This is a genomic window from Nitrospirota bacterium (genome assembly GCA_030684575.1).
Taxonomy (GTDB): Bacteria; Nitrospirota; Nitrospiria; order Nitrospirales; family Nitrospiraceae; genus Palsa-1315.
Map to the genome: position 1 here is coordinate 1 of JAUXVD010000019.1, position 21998 is coordinate 21998.

General features: G+C 56.1%; 24 protein-coding genes and 3 tRNA genes. 11 read left to right on the forward strand and 16 right to left on the reverse strand.

Annotation, left to right across the window (positions count from 1 at the left end; translation table 11 throughout):
* Positions 1 to 587 (forward strand): site-specific integrase (locus Q8N00_13455; protein MDP2383799.1); only part of this gene is annotated, 587 nt, incomplete at its 5' end.
* Between the two features lie 6 nt (positions 588 to 593).
* On the opposite strand, the gene Q8N00_13460 is transcribed toward Q8N00_13455, so the two are convergent.
* Both Q8N00_13460 and Q8N00_13465 read right to left on the reverse strand, forming a co-directional pair.
* Positions 594 to 680 (reverse strand) — tRNA-Leu (locus Q8N00_13460).
* Between the two features lie 62 nt (positions 681 to 742).
* Complete coding sequence (locus Q8N00_13465; protein ID MDP2383800.1) at positions 743 to 2194, reverse strand: hypothetical protein; 1452 nt, start codon at positions 2192 to 2194, stop codon at positions 743 to 745.
* A 399-nt stretch (positions 2195 to 2593) separates the two neighbouring features.
* On the opposite strand from Q8N00_13465, the gene Q8N00_13470 reads away from it, so the two are divergent.
* Both Q8N00_13470 and Q8N00_13475 read left to right on the forward strand, forming a co-directional pair.
* Positions 2594 to 3772, forward strand: a complete 1179-nt coding sequence (locus Q8N00_13470) for an anhydro-N-acetylmuramic acid kinase (protein MDP2383801.1) — start codon at positions 2594 to 2596, stop codon at positions 3770 to 3772.
* Positions 3773 to 3776: 4 nt separating this feature from the next.
* The gene (locus Q8N00_13475; protein ID MDP2383802.1) at positions 3777 to 4292 is read left to right on the forward strand and encodes a DUF2726 domain-containing protein; all 516 of its coding nucleotides are present in this window, start codon (positions 3777 to 3779) and stop codon (positions 4290 to 4292) included.
* A 16-nt stretch (positions 4293 to 4308) separates the two neighbouring features.
* Here Q8N00_13475 and ybgF read toward each other — a convergent pair whose 3' ends face one another.
* On the reverse strand, positions 4309 to 4821 hold the full coding sequence (gene ybgF / locus Q8N00_13480) for a tol-pal system protein YbgF (GenBank protein ID MDP2383803.1): 513 nt from the start codon (positions 4819 to 4821) through the stop codon (positions 4309 to 4311).
* Positions 4822 to 5179: 358 nt separating this feature from the next.
* Between ybgF and Q8N00_13485 the strand changes: the two genes are divergently transcribed.
* The gene (locus Q8N00_13485) at positions 5180 to 5968 is read left to right on the forward strand and encodes a right-handed parallel beta-helix repeat-containing protein (protein ID MDP2383804.1); all 789 of its coding nucleotides are present in this window, start codon (positions 5180 to 5182) and stop codon (positions 5966 to 5968) included.
* A 124-nt stretch (positions 5969 to 6092) separates the two neighbouring features.
* Here Q8N00_13485 and Q8N00_13490 read toward each other — a convergent pair whose 3' ends face one another.
* From Q8N00_13490 to Q8N00_13505, 4 genes are all read right to left on the reverse strand, one after another.
* Positions 6093 to 7016, reverse strand: coding sequence for a GGDEF domain-containing response regulator (locus Q8N00_13490; GenBank protein MDP2383805.1), 924 nt, complete (start codon positions 7014 to 7016; stop codon positions 6093 to 6095).
* Positions 7017 to 7280: 264 nt separating this feature from the next.
* On the reverse strand, positions 7281 to 7658 hold the full coding sequence (locus Q8N00_13495) for a hypothetical protein (GenBank protein ID MDP2383806.1): 378 nt from the start codon (positions 7656 to 7658) through the stop codon (positions 7281 to 7283).
* A gap of 344 nt (positions 7659 to 8002) precedes the next feature.
* Positions 8003 to 8323, reverse strand: coding sequence for a hypothetical protein (locus Q8N00_13500; GenBank protein ID MDP2383807.1), 321 nt, complete (start codon positions 8321 to 8323; stop codon positions 8003 to 8005).
* 12 nt (positions 8324 to 8335) lie between these two features.
* On the reverse strand, positions 8336 to 8710 hold the full coding sequence (locus Q8N00_13505; GenBank protein MDP2383808.1) for a PilZ domain-containing protein: 375 nt from the start codon (positions 8708 to 8710) through the stop codon (positions 8336 to 8338).
* A gap of 479 nt (positions 8711 to 9189) precedes the next feature.
* Between Q8N00_13505 and Q8N00_13510 the strand changes: the two genes are divergently transcribed.
* Positions 9190 to 9783, forward strand: coding sequence for a lytic transglycosylase domain-containing protein (locus Q8N00_13510; protein ID MDP2383809.1), 594 nt, complete (start codon positions 9190 to 9192; stop codon positions 9781 to 9783).
* 76 nt (positions 9784 to 9859) lie between these two features.
* Here Q8N00_13510 and Q8N00_13515 read toward each other — a convergent pair whose 3' ends face one another.
* Both Q8N00_13515 and Q8N00_13520 read right to left on the reverse strand, forming a co-directional pair.
* Entirely contained in the window at positions 9860 to 10057 is a 198-nt protein-coding gene (locus Q8N00_13515; protein ID MDP2383810.1) for a hypothetical protein, read from the reverse strand.
* A 164-nt stretch (positions 10058 to 10221) separates the two neighbouring features.
* Positions 10222 to 10298: transfer RNA gene (locus Q8N00_13520), tRNA-Met, on the reverse strand.
* A 91-nt stretch (positions 10299 to 10389) separates the two neighbouring features.
* Between Q8N00_13520 and fmt the strand changes: the two genes are divergently transcribed.
* Genes fmt through pheT form a run of 5 tightly spaced genes read left to right on the forward strand, consistent with a single transcriptional unit; the run spans position 10390 to position 16822 of the window.
* Positions 10390 to 11337 carry a methionyl-tRNA formyltransferase gene (gene fmt / locus Q8N00_13525; protein MDP2383811.1) on the forward strand — a complete coding sequence of 316 codons (948 nt, stop codon included), beginning with the start codon at positions 10390 to 10392 and terminating at the stop codon, positions 11335 to 11337.
* Positions 11338 to 11383: 46 nt separating this feature from the next.
* Positions 11384 to 12823 (forward strand): 16S rRNA (cytosine(967)-C(5))-methyltransferase RsmB, encoded by a 1440-nt coding sequence (gene rsmB, locus Q8N00_13530; GenBank protein ID MDP2383812.1) that lies wholly within the window; start codon positions 11384 to 11386, stop codon positions 12821 to 12823.
* The gene (gene rpe, locus Q8N00_13535; GenBank protein MDP2383813.1) at positions 12823 to 13524 is read left to right on the forward strand and encodes a ribulose-phosphate 3-epimerase; all 702 of its coding nucleotides are present in this window, start codon (positions 12823 to 12825) and stop codon (positions 13522 to 13524) included. The genes rsmB and rpe overlap by 1 nt, the downstream gene beginning before the upstream one ends.
* A gap of 9 nt (positions 13525 to 13533) precedes the next feature.
* Entirely contained in the window at positions 13534 to 15096 is a 1563-nt protein-coding gene (locus Q8N00_13540) for a phenylalanine--tRNA ligase subunit alpha (GenBank protein MDP2383814.1), read from the forward strand.
* Between the two features lie 7 nt (positions 15097 to 15103).
* A complete protein-coding gene (pheT, locus tag Q8N00_13545; protein ID MDP2383815.1) occupies positions 15104 to 16822 on the forward strand; it encodes a phenylalanine--tRNA ligase subunit beta in 1719 nt (572 codons plus the stop codon).
* A gap of 85 nt (positions 16823 to 16907) precedes the next feature.
* Here the strand turns inward: pheT and rplT are convergent, their stop codons facing one another.
* The 7 genes from rplT to Q8N00_13580 all read right to left on the reverse strand — a co-directional run bounded on the left by rplT (position 16908) and on the right by Q8N00_13580 (position 21269).
* Positions 16908 to 17276 carry a 50S ribosomal protein L20 gene (gene rplT, locus Q8N00_13550; GenBank protein MDP2383816.1) on the reverse strand — a complete coding sequence of 123 codons (369 nt, stop codon included), beginning with the start codon at positions 17274 to 17276 and terminating at the stop codon, positions 16908 to 16910.
* Positions 17277 to 17319: 43 nt separating this feature from the next.
* Positions 17320 to 17523: a 50S ribosomal protein L35 gene (gene rpmI, locus Q8N00_13555; GenBank protein ID MDP2383817.1), complete on the reverse strand. Its 204-nt coding sequence runs from the start codon at positions 17521 to 17523 to the stop codon at positions 17320 to 17322.
* A gap of 41 nt (positions 17524 to 17564) precedes the next feature.
* On the reverse strand, positions 17565 to 18071 hold the full coding sequence (infC, locus tag Q8N00_13560; GenBank protein MDP2383818.1) for a translation initiation factor IF-3: 507 nt from the start codon (positions 18069 to 18071) through the stop codon (positions 17565 to 17567).
* 10 nt (positions 18072 to 18081) lie between these two features.
* Positions 18082 to 20013: a threonine--tRNA ligase gene (gene thrS, locus Q8N00_13565; GenBank protein ID MDP2383819.1), complete on the reverse strand. Its 1932-nt coding sequence runs from the start codon at positions 20011 to 20013 to the stop codon at positions 18082 to 18084.
* 81 nt (positions 20014 to 20094) lie between these two features.
* Positions 20095 to 20169, reverse strand: a tRNA-Val gene (locus Q8N00_13570).
* A gap of 138 nt (positions 20170 to 20307) precedes the next feature.
* Positions 20308 to 20625: an HU family DNA-binding protein gene (locus tag Q8N00_13575; protein ID MDP2383820.1), complete on the reverse strand. Its 318-nt coding sequence runs from the start codon at positions 20623 to 20625 to the stop codon at positions 20308 to 20310.
* A 53-nt stretch (positions 20626 to 20678) separates the two neighbouring features.
* Positions 20679 to 21269, reverse strand: coding sequence for a helix-turn-helix domain-containing protein (locus Q8N00_13580; GenBank protein MDP2383821.1), 591 nt, complete (start codon positions 21267 to 21269; stop codon positions 20679 to 20681).
* 278 nt (positions 21270 to 21547) lie between these two features.
* Between Q8N00_13580 and Q8N00_13585 the strand changes: the two genes are divergently transcribed.
* Positions 21548 to 21997: an Rrf2 family transcriptional regulator gene (locus tag Q8N00_13585; protein ID MDP2383822.1), complete on the forward strand. Its 450-nt coding sequence runs from the start codon at positions 21548 to 21550 to the stop codon at positions 21995 to 21997.
* Position 21998: the final 1 nt, after the last annotated feature.

Consider the following 21998-nt stretch of genomic DNA (forward strand, 5'->3'; position numbering starts at 1 on the left):
ATCAGTCTCCTCACTTGCCGGTCCGTGACCATGCGCCCTCCCTTGGTAGAGCGAAGAGGGTACAGGACTGGCGGTTAGGAGGCGCGGCACCCCGCAATTCTAGTTGTCGTTACCCCGCAATTCTAATTGTCGCTGAACAGGACTTGGAGAAGGGCCGGATCTTTCTCCCTGGCCACCTCACCAAGACGGGGCAGGAACGCCTTGTGCCTCTCACGCTACCCCTACGGCAGGAGTTTCAGCGGCTTAGAGCACAGGATGGGGTGTTACGGATTCAGGGGCTTGTCTTCCACAAGAATGGGGGGAAACTGAGCCATACCTACCGAGAAGTGAAGCGGTTATGTGTGGAGCAGAAGATTGAGGACTTTCTGTTCCATGACCTTCGCCACTGTGCCGTGACGAACCTCGCAGACTCAGGGGTCGATACCGAAACGATCATGAAGATCGTCGGTCACTCCTCGGTGGAAATGTTTCTCCGCTATCGCACGATCAAGGCAGAGAATTTAGACGCTGCCATGACTCGCATGAACACGCTAATAACACGGCATGAGAACGCCGCTCGCCAAGTCCCTGGAATCGCTGCACTATAGAGTGGTTGGTGCCGAAGGCGGGATTTGAACCCGCACACCCTTGCGGGCGCTAGACCCTGAATCTAGTGCGTCTGCCAGTTTCGCCACTTCGGCACATCGAGGTGGAGGGGGATTATCCTGAATTATTGAGGTCCCCGTCAAGCAAGGGGCTTGAATTACTTAGCTTGCGCTGCTCGTGAGGCCCAGAGGCCAGCCTTCGCGATGTCCCTGGTGTCTCCGCTGATCACGATCCGTTCTCGGACAAGCCCGGCGGCGCCGAGCAAGGGGGCCGCTGCGATCCAGGGTGCCTCATCGGCGATCAAGATATCGAACCGGACACGGCTGAACAGGGGATCGCTTAGCACCCGGGATGCGGTGGTGACCACGAGCCGACGGTTTTGTATGAAGGCCTGGCGGTTGGTGTCTTCTTCGGCTGCGAGCAATTCACGGATCTTTTTCGTCCCGCCCAGATGGACGATGTCTTCTTTGAGTTCGTCAAACTCCGGCCGCATGTCTTTCGGTACCGCGGCTTCCGGCACGAGTTCGTCGATGCGCACCTTGGCGACATCAAGTTCCCCCTTCAATTCGGCGCATTGACTCTCATGCAGTTCGAGATATTGATGCAGCGTTTGGACGTTTTTCCCGACGGCCTGCAAGCTGAGCCGTCGAAAGAGCGGGAGGTTTTCATATTCAGCCAGCGTGGCAGTCACGTCTTTGATCTTGTTTTGTACGTCGGTGAGCTGCGTGAGCAGTCGCCATTCCAGCAGGCGCACTTCATCGAGATCCCTTTGTTTCTGCCCCTTGTAGGCTAAGACAGGGGTCAACTCACGAAACCGCTCATATTTGCGCCGGAGTGCGGCCTTGTCCGCGCGCGACTTGGCATAGAACTGGTGCATTTGGGCTTCGAACCCCAGTTCTTGAATCCCGATACCCTCGGCCTGATGGGACAGGGTCATTTCATAGCGACTGACCCAAGTCTTATATGTGAGCCCGACGGCTTTCATGGCCCGCGCGATGGTTCCGACGAGTGCATCCGCCGACTGGTGATCGGGAGAGACCAGCAGGATACGTTTATTCGTACGAATCAGTTCGATGACGAGGACCGCTAATCGTTGTCGTCGCACCGCAAGCTCGTCCGACCAAATGGTCATGAGAATCGAGGAGCCGGGTCCGGTTCCGGACAGTTCTCCCGCTTCCGTCGTCGTCTCGAGGAGGGGAGCCAATCGGTCTGCGGGACCGAGCCGAAAGGCGTCTGGTTGCGCGAGCATGTCGCGCAATCGCTTGGCAGACGGAGCGAGAAGCCCGGCACGGTCAGGAACGACCGTCATGTTGGCGCAGGACTGTCCAATCGCATCGAACGTCTGCACAAGGATCACGTGACCTTGCCCGCCAAGTACGATGCCTTCCGTCGGTTCCATGTCGTCCGGAGGGACAATAGAGAGGGGCGTGTCATGCGCGATGGACGAACCATGCGGAAGTGTCAGCTCGTAGAGGTGCAGCGTGCCGATGGTATGCAGCAGTCGTCCTGTTACATGCGTAATGGGCTGATCAAACGCCGTGGCGCTCACCTGTTTCTGCTCGGCTTCAAGCCGGAGTGCCCATGTCTCGATGAGGTCACGCGCTGTCATGCGATCCTTGGGAAATAGTTTGTGTGCAGCGGCGGCCATCATACGGTTGGCCATTGCGCCTGTCTAGCAGGATGCAGAAAAAATGATGGATGACCCGGTGAGTCCCATGTGCTCGCGCAACGCGCGGTCTCAAAAGACCCTCGTTGGACGCGCGCACTGAGGGACTTATCCGGGCCATCTTAGAGGAACGTATCGGAGAAAACTTCTCCCTTCGGTCTCTTACTGCGGACTTGCTGGACGGTCTTTTGAGCATTCTTCAGGGGGGGTCCTCTTGTTCCGGCGTGGTTATTTCTGAGCCTGCTAGGCTGAGAATCGTGTGTCTGCTTGACCCCACCGAACAGTTCCATTAGCGTAGACATTTTGCAGCGCCTGCTCGATAGCCATGGGAGGACGTCGTACATGCATGTAGTTGGACTTATGTCCGGAACATCCGGTGACGGAGTCGATGCCGCACTTGTGGACATTACCGGGCGAGGCCGTACCGTGAAGGTGAGAACCCTGGCGTCGCATACGCTGGCGTATCCACGCTCGCTACAGCAGCGGATTCTCTCCGCGTCTGTTTCCGGGACGGTCGCAGATATTTGTCACCTCAATGCGCTGCTCGGTGAATGGTTCGCGAATGCCGCGCTGCATGTCATTCGGCAGGCAACACTTCAGCCGAGCGATGTGCTGTTGATCGGTTCGCATGGACAAACCGTGCACCACCTTCCGCATGGCGTTCATGCGCCAGGTGTCGGCTCGATTCGTTCAACCCTCCAAATCGCCGAGCCGGCTGTGATTGCCGAGCGAACGGGGATAACCACCGTTGCGAATTTTCGTCCACGGGATATTGCTGCAGGGGGCCAAGGGGCTCCACTCACCCCGGTTGCGCATGCTTTGCTGTTGAAACATGCGCGTCGCGCACGGTTGATCGTGAATCTCGGCGGCATCAGCAACGTGACCTATGTGCCGAAGGGGGGACGCCTGAGCGGAGTGCAGGCCTTCGATACGGGGCCGGCTAATATGGTGCTGGACAGTCTCATGGTGCGCGTGACTGACGGACGACTATTGATGGACTGCGATGGAAAGTTAGCGATGAAGGGGCAGGTTGATTCACGATTGCTGGGTAAGTTGCTCGCTCACCCGTTTTTGTCCAAGCGACCTCCGAAATCGACCGGACGGGAAGCGTTTGGCCCCGATCTCATCGAGGAGCTGATTGCGACTCAACAGCAACGGAGCCTCTCAATCGAGGATTTGTTGGCGACCTGCAGTATGTGGACCGCCAAGGCGGTCGGCGCGTCGCGTCGGTGGATCAACGGGGAGATCGATGAGGTGGTGGTGGGCGGCGGCGGTGTCCGCAATCGGGCAATTATGACTCATCTCTCGACGGTGTTCGCTCCGGTGCCGGTCTCCACGTTCGAAGCCCTGGGGTGGGACAGTAAGTCGTTTGAAGCGGTAGCCTTTGCCTTGTTGGCCTATCAAACCGTGACCGGCCAATGGGGCAATATCCCGTCAGTGACGGGTGCCACGCATCCCGTGATCCTTGGCACGATTGTGCCGAATGGCCCTCGCTGGCGTGAATCATTTCCGGCGCGATAGCAGCATGATGGAGAATATAGGTATCGGACTAGCCATCGCCTCTCTGGTGTTTCTGATTTGGCGCCTGATGATGTCTTCAAGCGGTGAGTCGGCCAGGAAAGAGAGCCTGGTGATTCCTCCTGGCGTGACGCTGCGGCCTCAGCCCTTGCTGACCGATACGGACCTCATGCTCTACAATCTCATACGGTTGGCCGTGGAAGATCATTATCTTGTCTTTGCGAGGGTTCCACTCTGGTCTGTTGTCAGTGTCGAGGCGGAGGGAAAGATTCGGTCTCAGGTGTTAAGGCAGATCGCGCTGAAGCAACTCGACTTTGTGTTGGTTCACCCGGGAACGAAGGCGGCTGAGCAGGTTGTGTTGCTTGAGGAAGGGTTTCCCCCTCAGCCACATGAGGTCACTCGAACTCGCGAGATTCAAGCTGTTCTGCAGGCAGCGGGCATTACGTTGACCACCTTGAAGCCCAACACGTCCTATACCGTGCCTCAGCTGGCTCAGCTGCTTGGCGTCGGCGAAGACGAGTGACCGTCGGGATGCGACGCTATTCGCCAGGCCCGGTGCCGACCAGCTGTGTCGCCGGTTCCACATCGCGTATCGCGGCGACGTCAATGGCTTTCCTCGCCAGTTCGGCTTCTGCGCTCTCGGGATATTGATCGATGACTCGTTCGTACATCATGCGGGCTTTTTCATGATCTTTGATCTTGGTGTAGGTTTGACCAAGTTTGAGCGTGGATGCCGCAAGTTTTTGGCTCATCGGATAGTCGGACACGACGTTGTAAAATGACTTTAGGGCTTCCCTGTAGCGTCCGAGCCGGTACTGGCATTCTCCTACCCAATACTGCGCGTTGGCGGCCAAAGAGGATTGCCCGTGCAGTTCGAGAAAGAATCGAAACCCTGCCAGCGCGGCTTCGTAATCCCGATGTTTAAACTCTTCCATCACTCGATCGTAGAGGTGTCGAGACGAGTCCTGCATGTGGGATGGTGCAGCGACAGCGGGGTTGAACGATAGCAGTAACGCCATGATTCCTGGGAGCACAATTTTCAGTATTGTCATCGTGATACCTCCATACTGCTCAGCCTGGTCTCAGTACCCATATCCCCGTGATCCCGCAATCGCCATGCCACCAGACGAGCGATCCGGCATGTCTAAAACAGACGAGAATCCAGTAGCTTGGCATTGTTCCATGGCAGAAGTTGCCGAGTGCCAGCCCTGCCCGGATGACAGATTTGTACGATGTGTGTGTGATTCCTGGCTTGACAAAATTGAGACCACTATTGAGTGGATGTGACGGGTGTCAACGGCGTGAGATGAACTTGACTTGCGTGGATGTGCCCGAAATAATGCCGCTCCTGATTTTGGGCCAGTGGCCGAGTGCAGTGAAGCCATCCTGTGAGAATGAAGAGATGTGGATATGAAGACCGAGCCTCCGCTGAATCCACTCGGTGGAAAGACCTTGATCGTCGATGCGAATGACGCTGACGCCTATCCGCGACCCAGTGCGGCGCTTCTCGATGCTGGTGAGCAGGATCAGGTGTTTGTTCGTCCAGGGATCTACGAGGACAAAGTCTTTGTCACGGGGCGGCCGATACATTTGGTCGGCGCCGGGCGAGATGATGTGCAGATTTTTTCCCGTCGTGGGGGACCGCTCTATCTCCAGCAGGTCCCCAGTGGGCGCATCTCCGGCATCACGTTTCGATATGTCGGAAGTGACCAAAATTCCGCGATGAACCTGCTCGACTCCTCTTGTACGGTGACCCAGTGCCGTGCCACGGAGGGTATTCTCTCCGGTGTGGTGATTTATGGACCGCAATCACGACTGACATTTGTCGGAAATGAAGTTTGTGGCAACCGGGAATCTGGGATATTTGTGTTTGCCGGAGCACAGCCGAGGATTGCCGACAATGTCTGCAGGGGCAACCACCATTTCGGCATTGCGGTCCGCGATTCAGGGAGCCATCCTGAGCTCGTCAGAAACCAATGCCGTGAAAACATGCTGAGCGGGATTCTCCTCTTCCATCACGCGGAAGCGCTTCTCGTCGACAATACCTGCAGTGAGAATCAGCATTGGGGGATTGTGATGACTCCCGATTCTCACCCGACTCCCGGTCAGGAGGCGCTCGACACCTCAAACATTCTTGCCCCCAATCCGCGAGGAACCTTGATCGTAACAGACCAGCCGCTGGGTGACATCGGGCGGTGACGAGGTCTGGCGTCGAGGATACGGCTATCTCGGCTGGGCGTGTACAGTGAAAAGAGGAAATCTTGGAGGACGGGAAGTCTGCATCGGCCCTCGATACGCTTGATGCCAGACGTCTGTGGCTACGTTATGCGGGGAGATTCGGAACCTGCGCTTCAACGACTTCGTGTAGGTGAAAGCTGTTGCCGCCTTGCTGTTTCGCTCGATACATTGCCGTGTCGGCATGCTTCAGTAATTCGTCGACGGGATGATCGTCGTGCGGATAAATCGTCACACCAATGCTGACCCCGATGGAGATGTGATGGTCCTGTAGTTCGAACGGCGTGGCGATCGACTCCGCGATGCGTTTCGCCACCACCAGGATATTCTGGTCAGAGGAAACGCCTTCTAGGATAATGGTGAATTCGTCTCCACCCATCCTGGCCACAGTATCGACTTCACGCACACAGGTCTTGAGACGCTCCGATACGGCTTTAAGCAGGTCGTCTCCCATGTCGTGCCCGAAGGTATCGTTCACGGCCTTGAACCGATCGAGATCGAGGAGCATGAGGCCAATCGGTTGTTGCAGTCGCTTGCTTCGAGCCATGGCTTGAATCAGTCGATCACGAAAGAGGCTACGATTCACCAATCCGGTCAAGTGATCGTACTGCGCGAGGTAGGTCAGGCGTTCTTCTGTGCGTTTTCGTTCAATCGCATAACGAACGGCACGAGCTAACAGCTCGGGATGACCCTGCCCTTTGACGAGGTAATCTTGCGCCCCCTGTTGAACGGCTTGAAGTGCAAGGCTTTGGTCGCTTACACCGCTTAGAACGACGACCGGGATTGTTGGGCTTGTGGCGTGGACTTGCCTGACAGTCGGGAGACCGAAGGCATCCGGGAGCGATAGGTCCAAGAGCACAGCGTCGAACCGGTCACGGCCGAGTAGCGCAAGTCCTTCTCCCAGCGTTTTCGCTCGAGTGACTCTGAATTCCTCGATGCTCCATTCAGACAGGAGATCTTGCGTGAGTTGCGCGTCGACATCATTGTCTTCGACGAGGAGCACTTTGATCATCCAACTCCCTCACTGCCGAGTGAATCCGTCTCGTGTATTGTCAGGTGCCTCTGAGGAACATGGCAGATTCGGCAGTGTGATTATAGCCAAGTGGAGAGGGTGGACAAAGCAAATGCGGAAAACCTGTGAGGTTTTCTTCCTGGCTCAGGACATACCTAATCCCTGCGCAAGCAGATGCAATACAACGCGATTCCTTCCATGGCCACTCCGTATGGGCAGGGATTAGGAGTTGCGGCAGACGATCCAGGATGTAGAGTTCTGGCTCTAAGCTACCTGAAGTGCTTCAGCTCGGCGCCGAACTTCCTCAGCTTTCTGTGCCTGTCCCAGGTTGTCATAGAGCGAGGCGATGTTGGCATGCAAGTGCGACAAGAGTTGCCCCAACTGGGCTTCTTGTGCGATCACGTTGGCTTCAAGCGCCAGCTTCTTTTCTTCGCTCCGGCGGAAGCGTTCCTCAAGTCGCTGCACGAGCTGGATCCAGCCTTTGACCTTGCCGGAATCCAAGTCAGGAATGGTCGGCAAGGCTTCGGCACGATCGAGGGATTTTTCTGTTTGATTCATCCAATTGATGAACACGAGAAAATCCCCAAGTGTGATTTTCAGTGCGGATGAGGCGCCTTCTTCTTCGATAACCAGGTCTTCCATGGCAACTCCTTTTACCTAAAATTATTGCGAATAGTGTGCGACCGGCGAAGCAAGCACTTCTGCGAATTGACCGACGAGCAGTGCTCCTATCGGCTCCTGAACAGTGAGTAGCGCGGCGAGCTCAACGTGAGCCACCTCCTTTCGCAGGTTTTGGCTTTTGGGTGAAATCGGAGGGGGAGTCCAAGAATGGACAACTCATAGGCTACATCCAGTAGTGTTAGCCGAGTGATACTGCTCTAGCAGTGGTATTGTCAACAGCTCTCTTGGGGGATTGATAATGAAGAAATCTCTGTTGGGTTTTTAGAAATGGGGGTGGGGCAAAAAAGAGTGGGAAGCGGGCGCTATTATCCTTGAGGTGAGAGTGGTGGAACGTTCGGATAGGGCCCGCGTGGAAGGCGTTCTGGGCCGATGGCCCCTTCGCAGGCATACCCTGGCTCGAAGGGCCAGAGGAGGGACCGACCTTCCCAGGAACCTCTCACTTGAATCGTACGAAATGTGACCCCAAGTTGAGCGGCCTCCTCGTGCATCGTGGAGAGACAGCCTTCGTAGGAATAGGCGCGGCGACCGATTATGAGCGGTTCGCCCGTCTGGTTATGGAATACCGTATAGGGTTCAGCGCAGCCGACGAGGAACAGTATCATGGTAAGCAGAATGCCTCGCGTCATGTGTTTCCCCCTTTACCCGCAGATCTGACCGACTAGGAGCTGCGTCTTTGCCCTATACGTGACTGAGGTAGCAGAGAGAGGACCCTCTTTTCTGACTAGCCGGCCTAATTGAACTTGGTCTTCACCTGGCATTTGGATAAATTCGACACCGAACTGTCGGCCCTCGCACCAGCGCACTTTGGCTAGCCCGACTCGGAGCGGAGACGGGGCGTCAGGAACGAGTGTTCGCATCTCAAGATAGGAACCAGGCGGTACTCGCTTTCGACTGTGAATGGCGCAGCCAGGGACGGATACATTGAGCACGGTTCCTTCACCTACATAGGCCTCACCGGCAAATACAGCGGGGAAGTGCGTGTCGACTCGTTCACAGTACCGAAGTTTCGTCATGATAATTGATTCCTTCGCAGTCAGATAACTCGGAGAGCAGAGCGTAGCACAGTCTTTCTTGGGGAGGCGAGCAACCCCCCTCATTTGTGTGATCTTGAATAAGAGCAAGGGATCCACCGTAGCATACTCCCTGAGCCGCAAAGTGCGGCAAGGAGAGCCAAAAAATGGGTAGACCCCACCCCCAGCTCCCCGCGAAAGTTGGGGCGCCTGGTAGTCGCAAGTTATTGGAATCATGACAGAGGCAATGATTTCTCCCTCCCTGCCAGGCGGCATAGAATCTGCGCTTATAGCGACAGAGGGTCGAGAGAGCTCCCGAGAACATGAAAGCCGAATCCAAGGTGACAAGGATTTCGGCATAGGGAGGAGACGGGATGAACCAGGTTGACATGCACAACGAATCATCTAGCGATGGTTCTGGGCTTAGAGCCTTCATCCTCTTAGGTTCTGCCAGGTTTCTTACCTGCACGGTGGCGATATTGATGATGTCATCAGCGCCTTCTGTTCTCGCCGACGAGCCGGTATTTGGATACGTCGACTCCACGACGTTGGTGGACCTCGGGAATCGACAGACAGATGATCCTGTTACCCCCGTTCGCCCCAAGGCCCGCTATCACCATGGATTAGTCGATCTCGAACTTGAACAAGCGGTGAGTCGAGCGGCACAGCAGTGCCAGATTCAACCGGCCTTGCTCCTTGCGGTGATGAAGGCGGAGTCTTCATTTAATCCGACAGTGGTTTCACGGGCAGGCGCGATAGGACTGATGCAATTGATTCCGGAAACCGCTATCCGTCATGGCGTGCGCAATCTGTACGATACAAAGGACAATATCACCGGTGGAGCCAAACATTTGCGTTACCTTCTGGATCGGTTCCACGGGAATCTCCGGTTAGCCGTGGCTACCTATAACGCGGGCGAACGTAAGATGGATCGATATGGGCAGATCCCGCCTTATAAGGAAACACAGGGTTATGTGAAAAGGGTGCTTATCTACTATCGTGGCTATAAGAAAGACGGTTGGGTTATGCCCGTCGTGATGAACGATCCGTCTCTGCACGCAGGCCGACGGTACTAGAGGTCGAGTTTAAGCGTCTTGAGCGATTCACGAGCAACACGGAAGGTGCCATCAGAATGTTGAAGCGGGAGAGGCGTTAGACAGGTTTTTCAGCGACGTAATCCAAATACTTCCACAGCTCTTTGGCATCCTCTTCGGCGAAGACCAGCGGGGCATTGTTCGCGGATCCGGCGAAATAGACCTTGAGCGACATCTCATCTTGCCAAATCTGAGCTTCACAGTAGCTTACGCTATCGAGATTGAGGGCTTTTTTGCCGATGCGGACGAAGTGCATGGAACTCCTTACGTCTTGTGTCTGCAGGACGCAATATAGCATCAGAAGAGGATTCGTCCAATGCATACCACAATTCCGTACAAGTGCTGGGACGCCAGCTGACGAGCAGCGACCGGTCCTGGATTGCGGTCATATGGTGGTGAAGTGAGGAGAGGAGAACTGGTTGGTTGCGGGGAGAGGATTTGAACCTCTGACCTTTGGGTTATGAGCCCAACGAGCTACCGGGCTGCTCCACCCCGCGAGAGGATGCTAACAAAGCGGTGATCGGCAAGTCAAGCCGCTCTCCTCGCATCCAAGTTGCTTTCGCTCACCTGCAATGCTAAAGCGATAACATGCGTCTCGTATTTATGGGCACACCAGACTTTGCGGTTGCTTCTCTTGAGGCCTTGTTGCAGTCGGACGATTCCGTTGTTGGGGTGGTCACACAACCGGATCGCCCGAAAGGGCGCGGGCAAATTCTCACGCCGTCACCGGTAAAACTTCTGGCTCAGCGAGCGCACATCCCGCTGCTGCAACCACTGAAGATGAAGGATCCTGAATTTATCCAGACCCTGGCTGACTGGAAGCCGGACTTCATTGCCGTTACGGCGTTTGGGCGTATTTTGCCTCCGGCGATCCTCTCGCTTCCTCCGCGTGGCTGTATCAATGTGCATGGTTCCCTTCTTCCAAAATATCGCGGCGCCGGTCCGATTCAGTGGGCCATCATCAACGGCGAGATGGCAACAGGCATTACGACCATGCTGATGGATGAGGGGATGGATACCGGCGCGATGTTGCTTCAAGAAGCCATTCCCATTACCCCTGAGGATACAGCAGGCACCCTCTCGCTACGTTTGGCTGAACTCGGGGGCAGATTGCTGGTCGAAACGATTGCCCGACTCAAGGCCGGCACCCTTGTGTCGCGGTCACAAGATTCTTCGCAAGCGACCATGGCGCCTTTGCTGAAAAAGGAAGATGGGGTAATCGATTGGACTTTGCCAGCCACGGCTCTGGCTAGCCGGGTTCGTGGCCTCGCTCCTTGGCCTGGAGCCTACACCGCTGTGCCGGGGGGCGACCGTTGGACAATCTGGCGAGCCCAGGCCCTCCCAGGATCGGCCTCGAAGCCTCCGGGGGCAGTGGTGGCGGTCACCACCGAGGCGATTCATGTCGCCACGGGGGAGGGACTGCTTGCATTGCTGGAGTTGCAACCAGCCAATAGTCGCCGCATGGCGGTTTCTCAATATTTGGCTGGCCACCCGATTGCCGTTGGATTGCAGCTAGGGGGACCGGTTCCTTCCTAGTTTCCTGTCTATTCATTCAACAATCTGAATATCCTCTGAGTCACCTATGGCATCTGGTCCTCGATCCCTCTTTACTGCCCAGACCGCACCGTCAGCCCGTGCGATCGCGCTCTCGTTGCTGGTGGAGTCCGACAAGAGCGAGGAGGGAGTCGATGTGCTGTTGGACCGCGCCCTTGCGCGTTGCTCGTTCGACAGTAGGGATCGGGCCCTCACGGTGGAGCTCACCTATGGTGTCTTGCGTCGGCTTGCGACTATCGATTGGCGTCTTGAACCGGTTTTGGACAAGCCGTTGCTTCGCCTTCCAGTCGCCGTGCAGATGGTGCTCCGTCTTGGAGCCTACCAACTGCTGTTTCTCGATCGCATTCCGCAGTCTGCTGCTGTCAACGAATCGGTCAACCTCACCAGAGCGTTTGCCTGCACGGTGGGCAGGGACTGGAGCGGTCTCGTCAATGCGGTGTTGCGCTCGCTCTTGCGTCATCCGCCTGAGCCTTGGCCTAGCATGGACCATGATCCAGTACAGGCGCTCGCCGTACGGTACTCGATTCCTGGATGGCTCAGCCGGCGATGGGTGGAACGGCTGGGGCCTGCTGCTGCGGAGGCGGCTTGCGCGGGGGTCAGCGTCGCGCCTCCAATGACGCTTCGGGTGAATCAGCTCGTGACGACCAGGGACGCGCTCCTCGAACAGTTTGCGCAGGCTGGTATTGCAGCCAAGCAGGCCCGCGTAAGCCCCTTTGGAATTGTGCTGGAAGACGGAGGTCTTGTTCCTTCGATCCCGGGGTTTCAAGAGGGCGCCTTTTATGTCGAAGATGAAGCCGCGCAACTGATTCCTCTAATTCTTGACCCTCGGCCAGGTGAGGTTATACTTGATGCTTGTGCGGCGCCGGGAGGGAAATCCACTCATCTGGCCGATCTGATGCAGAACAAGGGAACGATCTACGCCGTCGATCGGAAAGGGACCCGCCTGGATCTGCTGCGAAGTAATTGCAGTCGACTGAACGTTCAGATTGTTGTGCCGATTGTCGGCGACATTCGCCAGCCGAGGGAATGGGTTTCTCCGATTGAGACCGCTGCTGCTCACGTGAAGAAAGCCAATGTGGGCGAACTATTGGTTGATCGAATATTAGTGGATGCGCCCTGCAGCGGGCTCGGTGTGTTGCGGCGGCACCCCGAAGCAAAGTGGCGGAAAGATGAGCAGGCGCTCCCTCGACATCAGGCGCTCCAGTCTCAGATCCTCGAAGCGGTTGCCCCATGCTTGCGGCCTGGCGGGGTGCTGGTCTATAGTACGTGCTCGACGGAACCGGAAGAAAACGAAGATGTCATTGAGCGGTTCTGTCGTACCCATAGAGAGTTCCAGCGTGAGTCCGTTATTCGCTGGCTCCCGCCTGAGGCACAGGGTTTTGTCACCGAACAGGGTGCATTCTCGACAGTGGGAAACCAGCTCTCGATGGACGGATTTTACGCTGCACGACTGAGGAAGGGTTTGTGATGGCCCGCCCCATTTATATCGCCCCTTCGATTTTAGCCTCCGACTTTGCCAGACTGGCCGATGAAGTGGCAGCCGTGGAACGGGCTGGGGCCGACTTCCTCCATATCGATGTCATGGATGGACATTTCGTTCCAAACTTGACCATCGGTCCGCCGATTGTGGCGGCGCTGAGAAAAGTGACCAAACTACCGCTCGACGTCCACCTCATGATCACCAATGCTGACGCCTTCATCGATGAGTTTGCCGAGGCGGGAGCGGATTACCTCACGGTTCACGTAGAAGCCTGTCCGCACCTCCATCGCACGGTTCAAGCGATCAAAGAGCGAGGCGTCAAGGCAGGGGTGACGCTCAATCCGGCCACCTCGCTCAGTACGATTGAGGAAATTCTCTCCGAGGTTGATTTGGTCCTGATCATGTCAGTCAATCCAGGTTTTGGCGGTCAAAAGTTTATTACGTCCTGTTTGAAGAAGATTGCCGCGGCTCGCGCCATGCTCGACCGAGCCGGGAGCCATGCGCTGCTCGAAGTGGATGGCGGCGTCAAGATCGACAATGCGAACCAGGTGCTTGCTGCGGGAGCCGACGTGTTGGTCGCCGGGTCGGCCATTTTCTCCAGTCCAGATTACGCCGCAACGATCGCTGCGATGCGCGCAGCCGGCCAACCTTCTTCCTCGACGCCTCAGCGCGTCGCTGCTCACCGATAGGCCTCGCGGGTGGATATTTCTTCTCTCATCGATAGTCTGCATCCTCTCGAAGTCAAAGTCCTTTCGACCTTTGCCTCGAACCCCTCTGCGGTGCTCCAAACAGAGCAGTTGGCGCAGTCCTCCGGGTTGGAGCCCTCGCAGCTGAGCATGGCGGTCGAATGGTTGCTCGCCAAGTCGTTGTTAGCAGTCGATACCGAGATCGTGACGCCGGTGGTCTCGCTCACCAAAGTCGGCGAACTGTACGTTGAAAAGCATTCGCCGATTGAACGGGTGCTCGCTGCGGCTCGCGAGGCGGCGACAACGGGCAAACGTCTGACCATTCAGGATATCCAATCGCGGGAGGGGCTGGAACCGGCTGAAGTGAGCGGTGCGATTGGCCGGCTCAAAAAAGAAGGCGCGCTCCTGATCATTCAAGGCGGCTGTCTCGAATCGACCGGCCGGCCGAGCCCAACGGCAGAGGCCATACGAGGATTACTATTACGGGTACATGAGACGCCTCGGGAGATGCAGTCATTTTCGGATGTACAACGGCAAGTCATTCAAGACCATGCCGTCAAACGAGGAAATGCGAAAGAGCCATTCCGCATCGATGATCGGGTCGCCAGATCGCTGAAGCTTTCCGCCGCCGGCACCGAGGCCGCGCAGCAGCTCTCCAAGCAAGGGGTTCTGGAAGAAGTTTCCCAGCTGACCCCTGAGTTGTTGAAAGACGGGAGCTGGCGAACGAAACGCTTCCGTAAGTACACGATCAGTCTTCGCGCACCACGGATTGCGCCGGGCAAGAAACATCCCTATCGCGAGTTTCTCGATACCGTGAAGACGAAGCTTGTGAGCATGGGATTCCAGGAAATGCGGGGCCCGCTGGTAGAGACTGAATTCTGGAACATGGACGCGCTCTTTATGCCACAGTTCCATCCGGCCAGGGATATCCATGACGTCTACTTCGTCAAGGAACCGAAACAGGCCACGTCGATTGCAGAACCGTTTTTGTCTCGGGTCGCGCAAGCGCATCAGGATGGCGGGGCAACCGGTTCAACCGGCTGGAACTATCCCTTCGATATGGCGCGTGCGCGTCGGCTGGTCTTGCGGAGCCAGGGGACGGCTGTCTCGGCTCATACGCTGGCTGCACAACCGGCGGTGCCGGGAAAGTATTTTTCCATCGCCCGTTGTTTTCGCTATGACCAAGTCGATGCGACGCATGCGACCGATTTTTTCCAGGTGGAAGGGATTGTCCTTGGCGAAGATATCAATTTCCGTACGTTGCTCGGTCTGCTGAATCTCTTTGCCCGTGAAGTGGCTCAGGCGAAGGAAGTTAAGTTTCTTCCGGCCTATTTTCCGTTCACCGAACCATCGGTCGAGATGCATGTGCGCCATCCGAAGCTTGGCTGGATGGAACTTGGCGGAGCCGGGCTGTTCCGGTCGGAAGTCACTCTTCCGCTGGGTGTGACCGTGCCGGTGATCGCCTGGGGGCTGGGGCTCGATCGCATGGCGATGGTGGCGCTCGGGATTCACGATATTCGAGAGTTGTTTACCGACAATCTTGACCTCATCCGTTCCACCAAGGGGGCCCTCTAGGTTTCACATGCCCACGATTACGATTTTCAAACAGGATCTTGAGGGATTGCTTGCAGGGCCGGGAGAGGCTCGCCAACCGATTACTCTTGAACAAATCGAAGACTCGTTGATGCTCGTGAAGGGTGAGTTGAAGGGGCAGAACCCGGATACCGGCGAACTGCGCATTGAATTACAAGATAGTAACCGTCCCGATCTTTGGTGCTGTGAAGGGATTGCGCGGCAGATCAGGGTGAAGCGGCAGGGTTCCCTTCCAATGTACGATTTTCTTGCGACTAAGCCGCAAGTACCGAAGCAATTGAACGTGACTCCCGGCCTGGAAAAGGTTCGGCCATTTGTGGCGGCCTGCACGGCGACCGGTTATCGCGTTACGAAAGAAGGTCTTGCGCAGCTGATCCAGTCACAAGAAAAGCTGGCCGAAATGTTCGGTCGTAAACGCCGGACCGTGTCGATCGGGCTCTATCGGCTTGCAGCGATCGAGTTTCCTGTCACGTATGACTTAGTAAAGCCTGACGAAGCATCCTTCACGCCGCTGGGTATGGATACGGCCATGACGTTGGGAGAGATGTTGCTCGTCCATCCCAAGGGCTTGGAGTTCGGCGGGATTCTCTCGGGACAGGAGCGATTGCCATTCTTGCGCGATGCGAAAGGGCGAGCCCTCTCGTTCCCGCCGATCATCAATAGCCGTGAAGTCGGCGAAGTGAAGGTGGGAGACGATGCCCTCTTCGTCGAAGTGACCGGCACTGACCTTTCGATGGTGGTCCTGACTCTCAATATTTTCGCAGCGAATCTGGCAGATCGTGGTGCAGTGATTGAGCCGATCGAAGTGCGGTATCCCTATAAGACCGACCTTGGCGAGGCCGTCCTGACCCCCCAAGATCTTGGAAGGTCGCGGACACTTCCTCTACAGACGATTGAGCGGGCACTCGGGCAGGCCTTAGGTGTTCATGAAGTGGCCAAGGCCTTAGTGGCCTATGGCTATCAAGTGACGACGGATTCTGAACAGGTAACGGTGACACTTCCTCTGTATCGGCAGGATCTGATGCATGCGATGGATGTTGTCGAAGATGTGGCGATCAGCCGGGGATACGCGGACTTTTTGCCGGTGATGCCTTCGCAGTTCACGGTCGGGGGTCTGTCGCGCATTGAAGAATTCTCTGACAGGGTGCGAGCGCTCATGGTCGGCATGGGCTTTCAGGAAATTATTTCTAACATTCTCGGTTCACCTCAAGATTTGCGTGATGCGATGCGGCTGGAAGGGACTGAGTGGGGGCAGTTGGTCGAGGTGGACAATGTGATGTCCTTGAATTTCTCCGCGCTTCGGCAATGGATGCTTCCGTCGTTGCTTCGCGTAGAAGCAGCGTCGAACCGGGCCTTTTACCCCCATCGGATGTTCGAAGCCGGCGAAGTGGCCAGGCCCGACCCTGCGCAGGCTCTCGGATCACGGACGGTCATGGTGCTCGGCGGGATGATCGCTCATGCCGATGCGCATTTCTCCGAGATCCACTCCTGTCTGGACACATTGTTTTACTATGTGGGACAAGCGTACAGCTTAGAACCGATTCAGCATCCGTCATTTCTTGCCGGACGTGCCGGCAGTATTCTGTCCGAAGGGAAACGGGTAGGTGTGATCGGGGAACTGCACCCTGAAGTACTCGAACGCTGGCAGATCAGCGTCCCGGCCGTCGCATTTGAAATCGATCTGACACAACTAGCCGAACGGCCCTGAGGTATACGCCGGCTGGCGCATTCCTCAAGGCTCGCATCCTGTCCCGCTCAATGGTTCGAAGAGTGCTCTTGCGAGGCGACTGCGTTTAGGCAGCAGCCGGAGCAAGCTGTTGCTTGGCAAGACCGACCAACTGCTCGAATCCCGAGGCATCCTTGATCGCCATATCCGAAAGGACCTTGCGGTCCAAGAGGATATTCGCCTTCTTCATGGCATTGATAAACCGGCCATAGGTGAGTCCATGTGCCCGAACTGCCGCGTTGATGCGCGCAATCCACAATACACGGAAATCCCGTTTCCGATTTTTCCGTCCGGTATAGGCGTAGGCCTGACCCTTATCAACTGATTCTGTTGCGGTACGGAACAGACGGCTCTTCCCGCCGTATTGTCCTTTGGCCAGTTTCAGCCGTTTCTTCCGACGATGTCTTGTTTTGGGGCCACCTTTTGCGCGAGGCATGGGTCATTACTCCTTTTGGTTAACGCGAGTCGTGTCTTCTCATTTAGCTGTAGGGCAATAAGCGATCCAGCGCCTGAGTTTTGGTCTTATCCACGAGAACCGTGCCGCTCAACCGGCGCTTCCGATCCTGCGTCTTGCTGGTGAGGATATGGCGTTTTCCCGCTTTCCGCCTGACCAATTTTCCAGAGCCGGTGCGGCTAAACCGCTTTTTGGCTCCACTGTGGGATTTCATCTTCCTATTCTTCATGTCCGTGCTTCCTTTTGTTAATAGCGTTCGGGCCGACCGTCTTACTTGGGCGCTACGATCATGATCAAGCTCCGCCCTTCCATCCGGGGGGCGTACTCGATGGTGCCCTTCTCTCCCACTTCGGCGATCACCGTATTCATGAGCGTTCGGCCCATTTCCTGGTTCGCCATTTCACGCCCGCGGTAGGTCAAGACAACTTTCGTCTTGTTGCCGTCGGCCAGAAATCCCTTGATCTGTCGAACCTTGATCTCCAAGTCGTGCTTATCCGTTCGAGGCCGCAGCTTGATTTCCTTGACCTGCGTCGACTTTTGATGGCGCCGGTTCTGGTGATCTTTCTTGCTCAGCTCAAACTTATACTTCCCGTAATCCATAATGCGGCATACGGGAGGCACGGACGTTGGGGCGATCTCGACGAGGTCATACCCCTGATCCTGTGCTTGTTTGAAGGCATCTGCCGTTAGGAGAATTCCAAGCTGTTCGCTCTCCGGCCCAATTACCCGGACTTCGCGCACTCTGATTTCTCGGTTAACTCGTAGTTTGGGGACGATAAGACACCTCTTATTGTGTCAGTGAATGTTGCTGCTCTGCCGGCTTGAGGTCTGCACGGAGCAGGTCGAGCGCGCCCGCGATGGTCATGCTACCGAGGTTGGCACCGCTCCGGCCCCGTATAGCCAGGGTCCCACTCTGCACTTCTCGGTCGCCAACCACAAACATAAATGGAACCTTCGCTTTTTCTGCTTCTCGAATTTTGAGCCCGATTTTTTCATTCCGAAGGTCTGCTTCAGCGCGGAATCCGGCAGCCTTGAGCTGAGCCACGACTTCGGCAACATAGGGCCGCTGGTTGTCCGTGATGGACATGACGGTTGCCTGAACCGGAGCGAGCCAGGTTGGGAAGGCGCCTCCGAAATGCTCGATCAAAATGCCGAAGAACCGTTCGATTGATCCCATCAGGGCCCGATGGATCATGATGGGTTGGTGAACTTTGCCGTCTTCACCGATGTAGCCTAATTCGAACCGCTCGGGATTATTGAAGTCGACTTGAATAGTCGAGCATTGCCAGGAGCGACCCAGCGCATCTTTGATTTTGATATCAATCTTTGGCCCGTAGAAGACGCCTTCGCCAGGATCGACCTGGTAGGCGATGCCTCGACCCTTCAATGCGGCTTCGAGCGCGCTGGTGGCCTGGGTCCATCGTTCTTCCGAGCCGACTGACTTTTCCGGTTTCGTCGAGAGGTAGACTTCAAAGTCGGTGAACCCGAAGGTGCCGAGAATAAAGAACGTGAAGTCCAGGACCTGGCTGACTTCGCTTTCAATCTGATCGGGCCGACAGAACAGGTGTGCATCGTCCTGTGTAAAGCCTCGGACTCGCAGCAACCCATGGAGCACGCCGGTCCGTTCGTATCGGTAGACGGTTCCTAACTCGCCATAACGGATGGGGAGGTCACGGTAACTGCGCAGATGCGACTTATAGATCATGATATGGAACGGGCAATTCATCGGTTTGAGCTGATACTCGCTATTCTCAAGCATCATGGGTGCGAACATATTGTCGCGGTAATAATCGACGTGGCCGCTGGTTTTCCAGAGGTCGAGTCGGGCGACATGAGGGGAATACACCAGTTCGTACCCGTTCTGAATATGCTGGTCGCGCCAAAAGTTTTCGATCAACAGCCGTATCGTTGCGCCCTTCGGGTGCCAGAGGATCAGGCCAGGGCCAATTTCATCCTGGATGGAGATCAAGTCGAGCTCCTTGCCGACTTTGCGGTGGTCTCGTCGTTTGATCTCTTCGAGCCGGGCAAGATGCGCGTCGAGCTCCGTCTGGGACGGGAAGGAAGTTCCGTAGATCCGCTGCAGCATGGGATTGCGCTCGTCACCGCGCCAGTAGGCTCCGGCCGTGTTCAGGAGCTTGAACGCTCCGACATGACCTGTCGTCGGAAGATGCGGTCCGCGGCAGAGGTCGGTAAAGTCACCCTGACTATAGGCAGAGATCGGTTCGTTGTCCGGGAACCCCTGAATCAGTTCAACTTTATAGTTCTCGCCGCGAGACTGAAAGAATTTCACGGCCTCTTGTTTTGAGAGTTCCGTACGTGTCACAGGAAGGGCGCGCTTGATGATTGCCTTCGCACGCGCTTCAATCTTCTCAAGATCTTCCGGGGTAAAGGGGCGTTCATAGGCAAAGTCGTAGAAGAACCCATCCTCAAGAGCCGGGCCGACTGTCAGTTGTGCGGTGGGAAATATTTCTTTGACGGCCTGTGCCATGATGTGGGTGCTGCTATGGCGGTAGACCTCGCGGCCTTCCACGCTGTCGAATTGCAATGGGGCCACTTCAGCATCTTCAGTCAGTGCATGTGAGAGATCGACGGTTTGGCCGTTCATCTTCGCAGCGAGGATGTTGGGGCCAAGCTTCAGGCCGAGAGCCGACAGGGCAGACCCAACGGTTTGTCCTGCCGGAATATCCCGACTACTGCCGTCTTTGAGCGTAATTTTCATGACATGCACGAACTTCAATCAAGCACTAGAAACAACAAAGGCACCCCGCCTACGAGAAGCAAGCGGATGCCCTCAGCTGGGTGGTAGGCGCGGACGGTCTTGAACCGTCGACCTCTACCGTGTCAAGGTAGCGCTCTCCCCCTGAGCTACGCGCCTGTCGATCCGAAGGCGCATGCTAATATAGCCCTGCCCAACCTGTCAAGAAACGCATAAAGAGAAGGGAGTGCCCCTCGTGATAGAAATGGCTCCCTTCTTTCTCATTTCCCGCCGGCAGGATCAGAGAATTGCGAGAGATTACCGGACGGCTGACTTGAGGATTTTCCCTGCCGAGAACTTCGGGACTCTGGCGGCGGGAATTCGTAATGCTTCACCGGTTCGGGGATTCCGTCCAAGCCGGGCTTTCCGTTTCGCGACCGTAAAGGTCCCGAAATTCACCAGCGACACGCGCTGTCCCTTTTTCAGGGATGTGGTCACTGCGCCGGTAAAGGCCTGTAACGCAGTGCCTGCGGCAACCTTGGTGATACCAGCGGATGCCGCCATTTTTGCGATCAGCTCTTCTTTCGTCATCGTGCCCCTCCTGTTGTTGGGTTGAACTACGCGACTCTTTGCCATCGATGTCTCTACTGCGTATCCGTGTATCTGTGCCGCCGGCGGTACTCGATCGGTTAGGTTTCTCGCGTGTGCGTCGTCCGAATCCGTTTCACGGGAATGTGCAAGTCGTGGATCTTTTTTCTGAGGGTGTTCCGGTTCAAGCCTAATAGCTCTGCTGCCTGGATCTGGTTGCCTTTGGTTTCCTGAAGCGCTCTGGTGATCAAGGGCCGTTCGATGGCCGTGATCAACATAGGATGTAGGTTGCGTCCCGAACCGTTTCGCATCCCCTTCACGAAATCTCCCATCTTCCATTCGAGATAGTCCTCAAGTGAGAGGGCATCTTTTCCGTTCGCTCCCGTACTGCTCTGCCGCGCGATTACCTGCATGGACTTGGCGGCTCGTTTGAGTACGGTTCGAGAACCGGTGATGAGCAGGGTCTGCGTGAGATTCATATTGGTGGGGATGGCGGCGGTTCCCTCGGAAGACCCGGGTTTCGATTCGACGATGACCACATCAAAGGTGCGTCGTGCTGCCTCTTTCGGCAAAGCGGCCGCGTCTTTTGCCACCGTGACAGAGGCATCTTTGAAGATATGGCTGACCTGACTCTGGACGTCTGGGTCGCCGCAGAGAAGCAAAATACTGAAGACGGAAGATGTAGGCGACATGCAGGTTCCAGGAGAAGGGCGAAAAGTGGTGCGGATTATTGCCCAGGGCCCATTTGATGTCAACGAGGAAAATGGAGAACGCGCTGTTCCTGTTGACTCATGTGGGAGGAAATCGGCGAGGTTCACGTCGCTGGATGAAGGGCGTACCTCCTGGTTCCGCAGTCACATTTTCAGGACTCTGCGGTGAGGAATATAGGGGAGGGGTGACTTGACAGGGGAGCCGTGCAGGTAGTATTAAAACGATCTGAATGTTTTAATTCCTACCGGAATACTCATGTATGAAAGTCTCTTTGAGGGCAACGTACGGGATCATGGCGGCTGTCGATTTAGCGATGCATCTTGGAACGGCGCCTGTTCAGGCCAAATCGATTGCACGCCGGCAAGCCATTCCTGCTCGCTTTCTCGAACAGGTTCTTCATGGGATGAAGAAGGCCGGTCTTGTGTCGAGTCTTCGAGGTGCTCAAGGGGGCTATGTGTTGTCGAAGAAGCCGTCCGAAGTATCGGTCGTCGAGATCCTCGAGGCGCTCGATGGCCCGCTTTCAACTCCGAGCGGCGGTGCTGGGCGCACTCAGGTGAAACGACTGAGTAAGCCGGAGTTGCTGCTTGGAAAGATGTGGGAGCAGGTTCATCAGGCGGAGCGCCATGTGCTCGAAGCGATCAGCGTGGAAGAATTAGCCGGGCAGCAACGAGTGCTCGAGCAAGAGCGATCATTGATGTACCATATTTGAG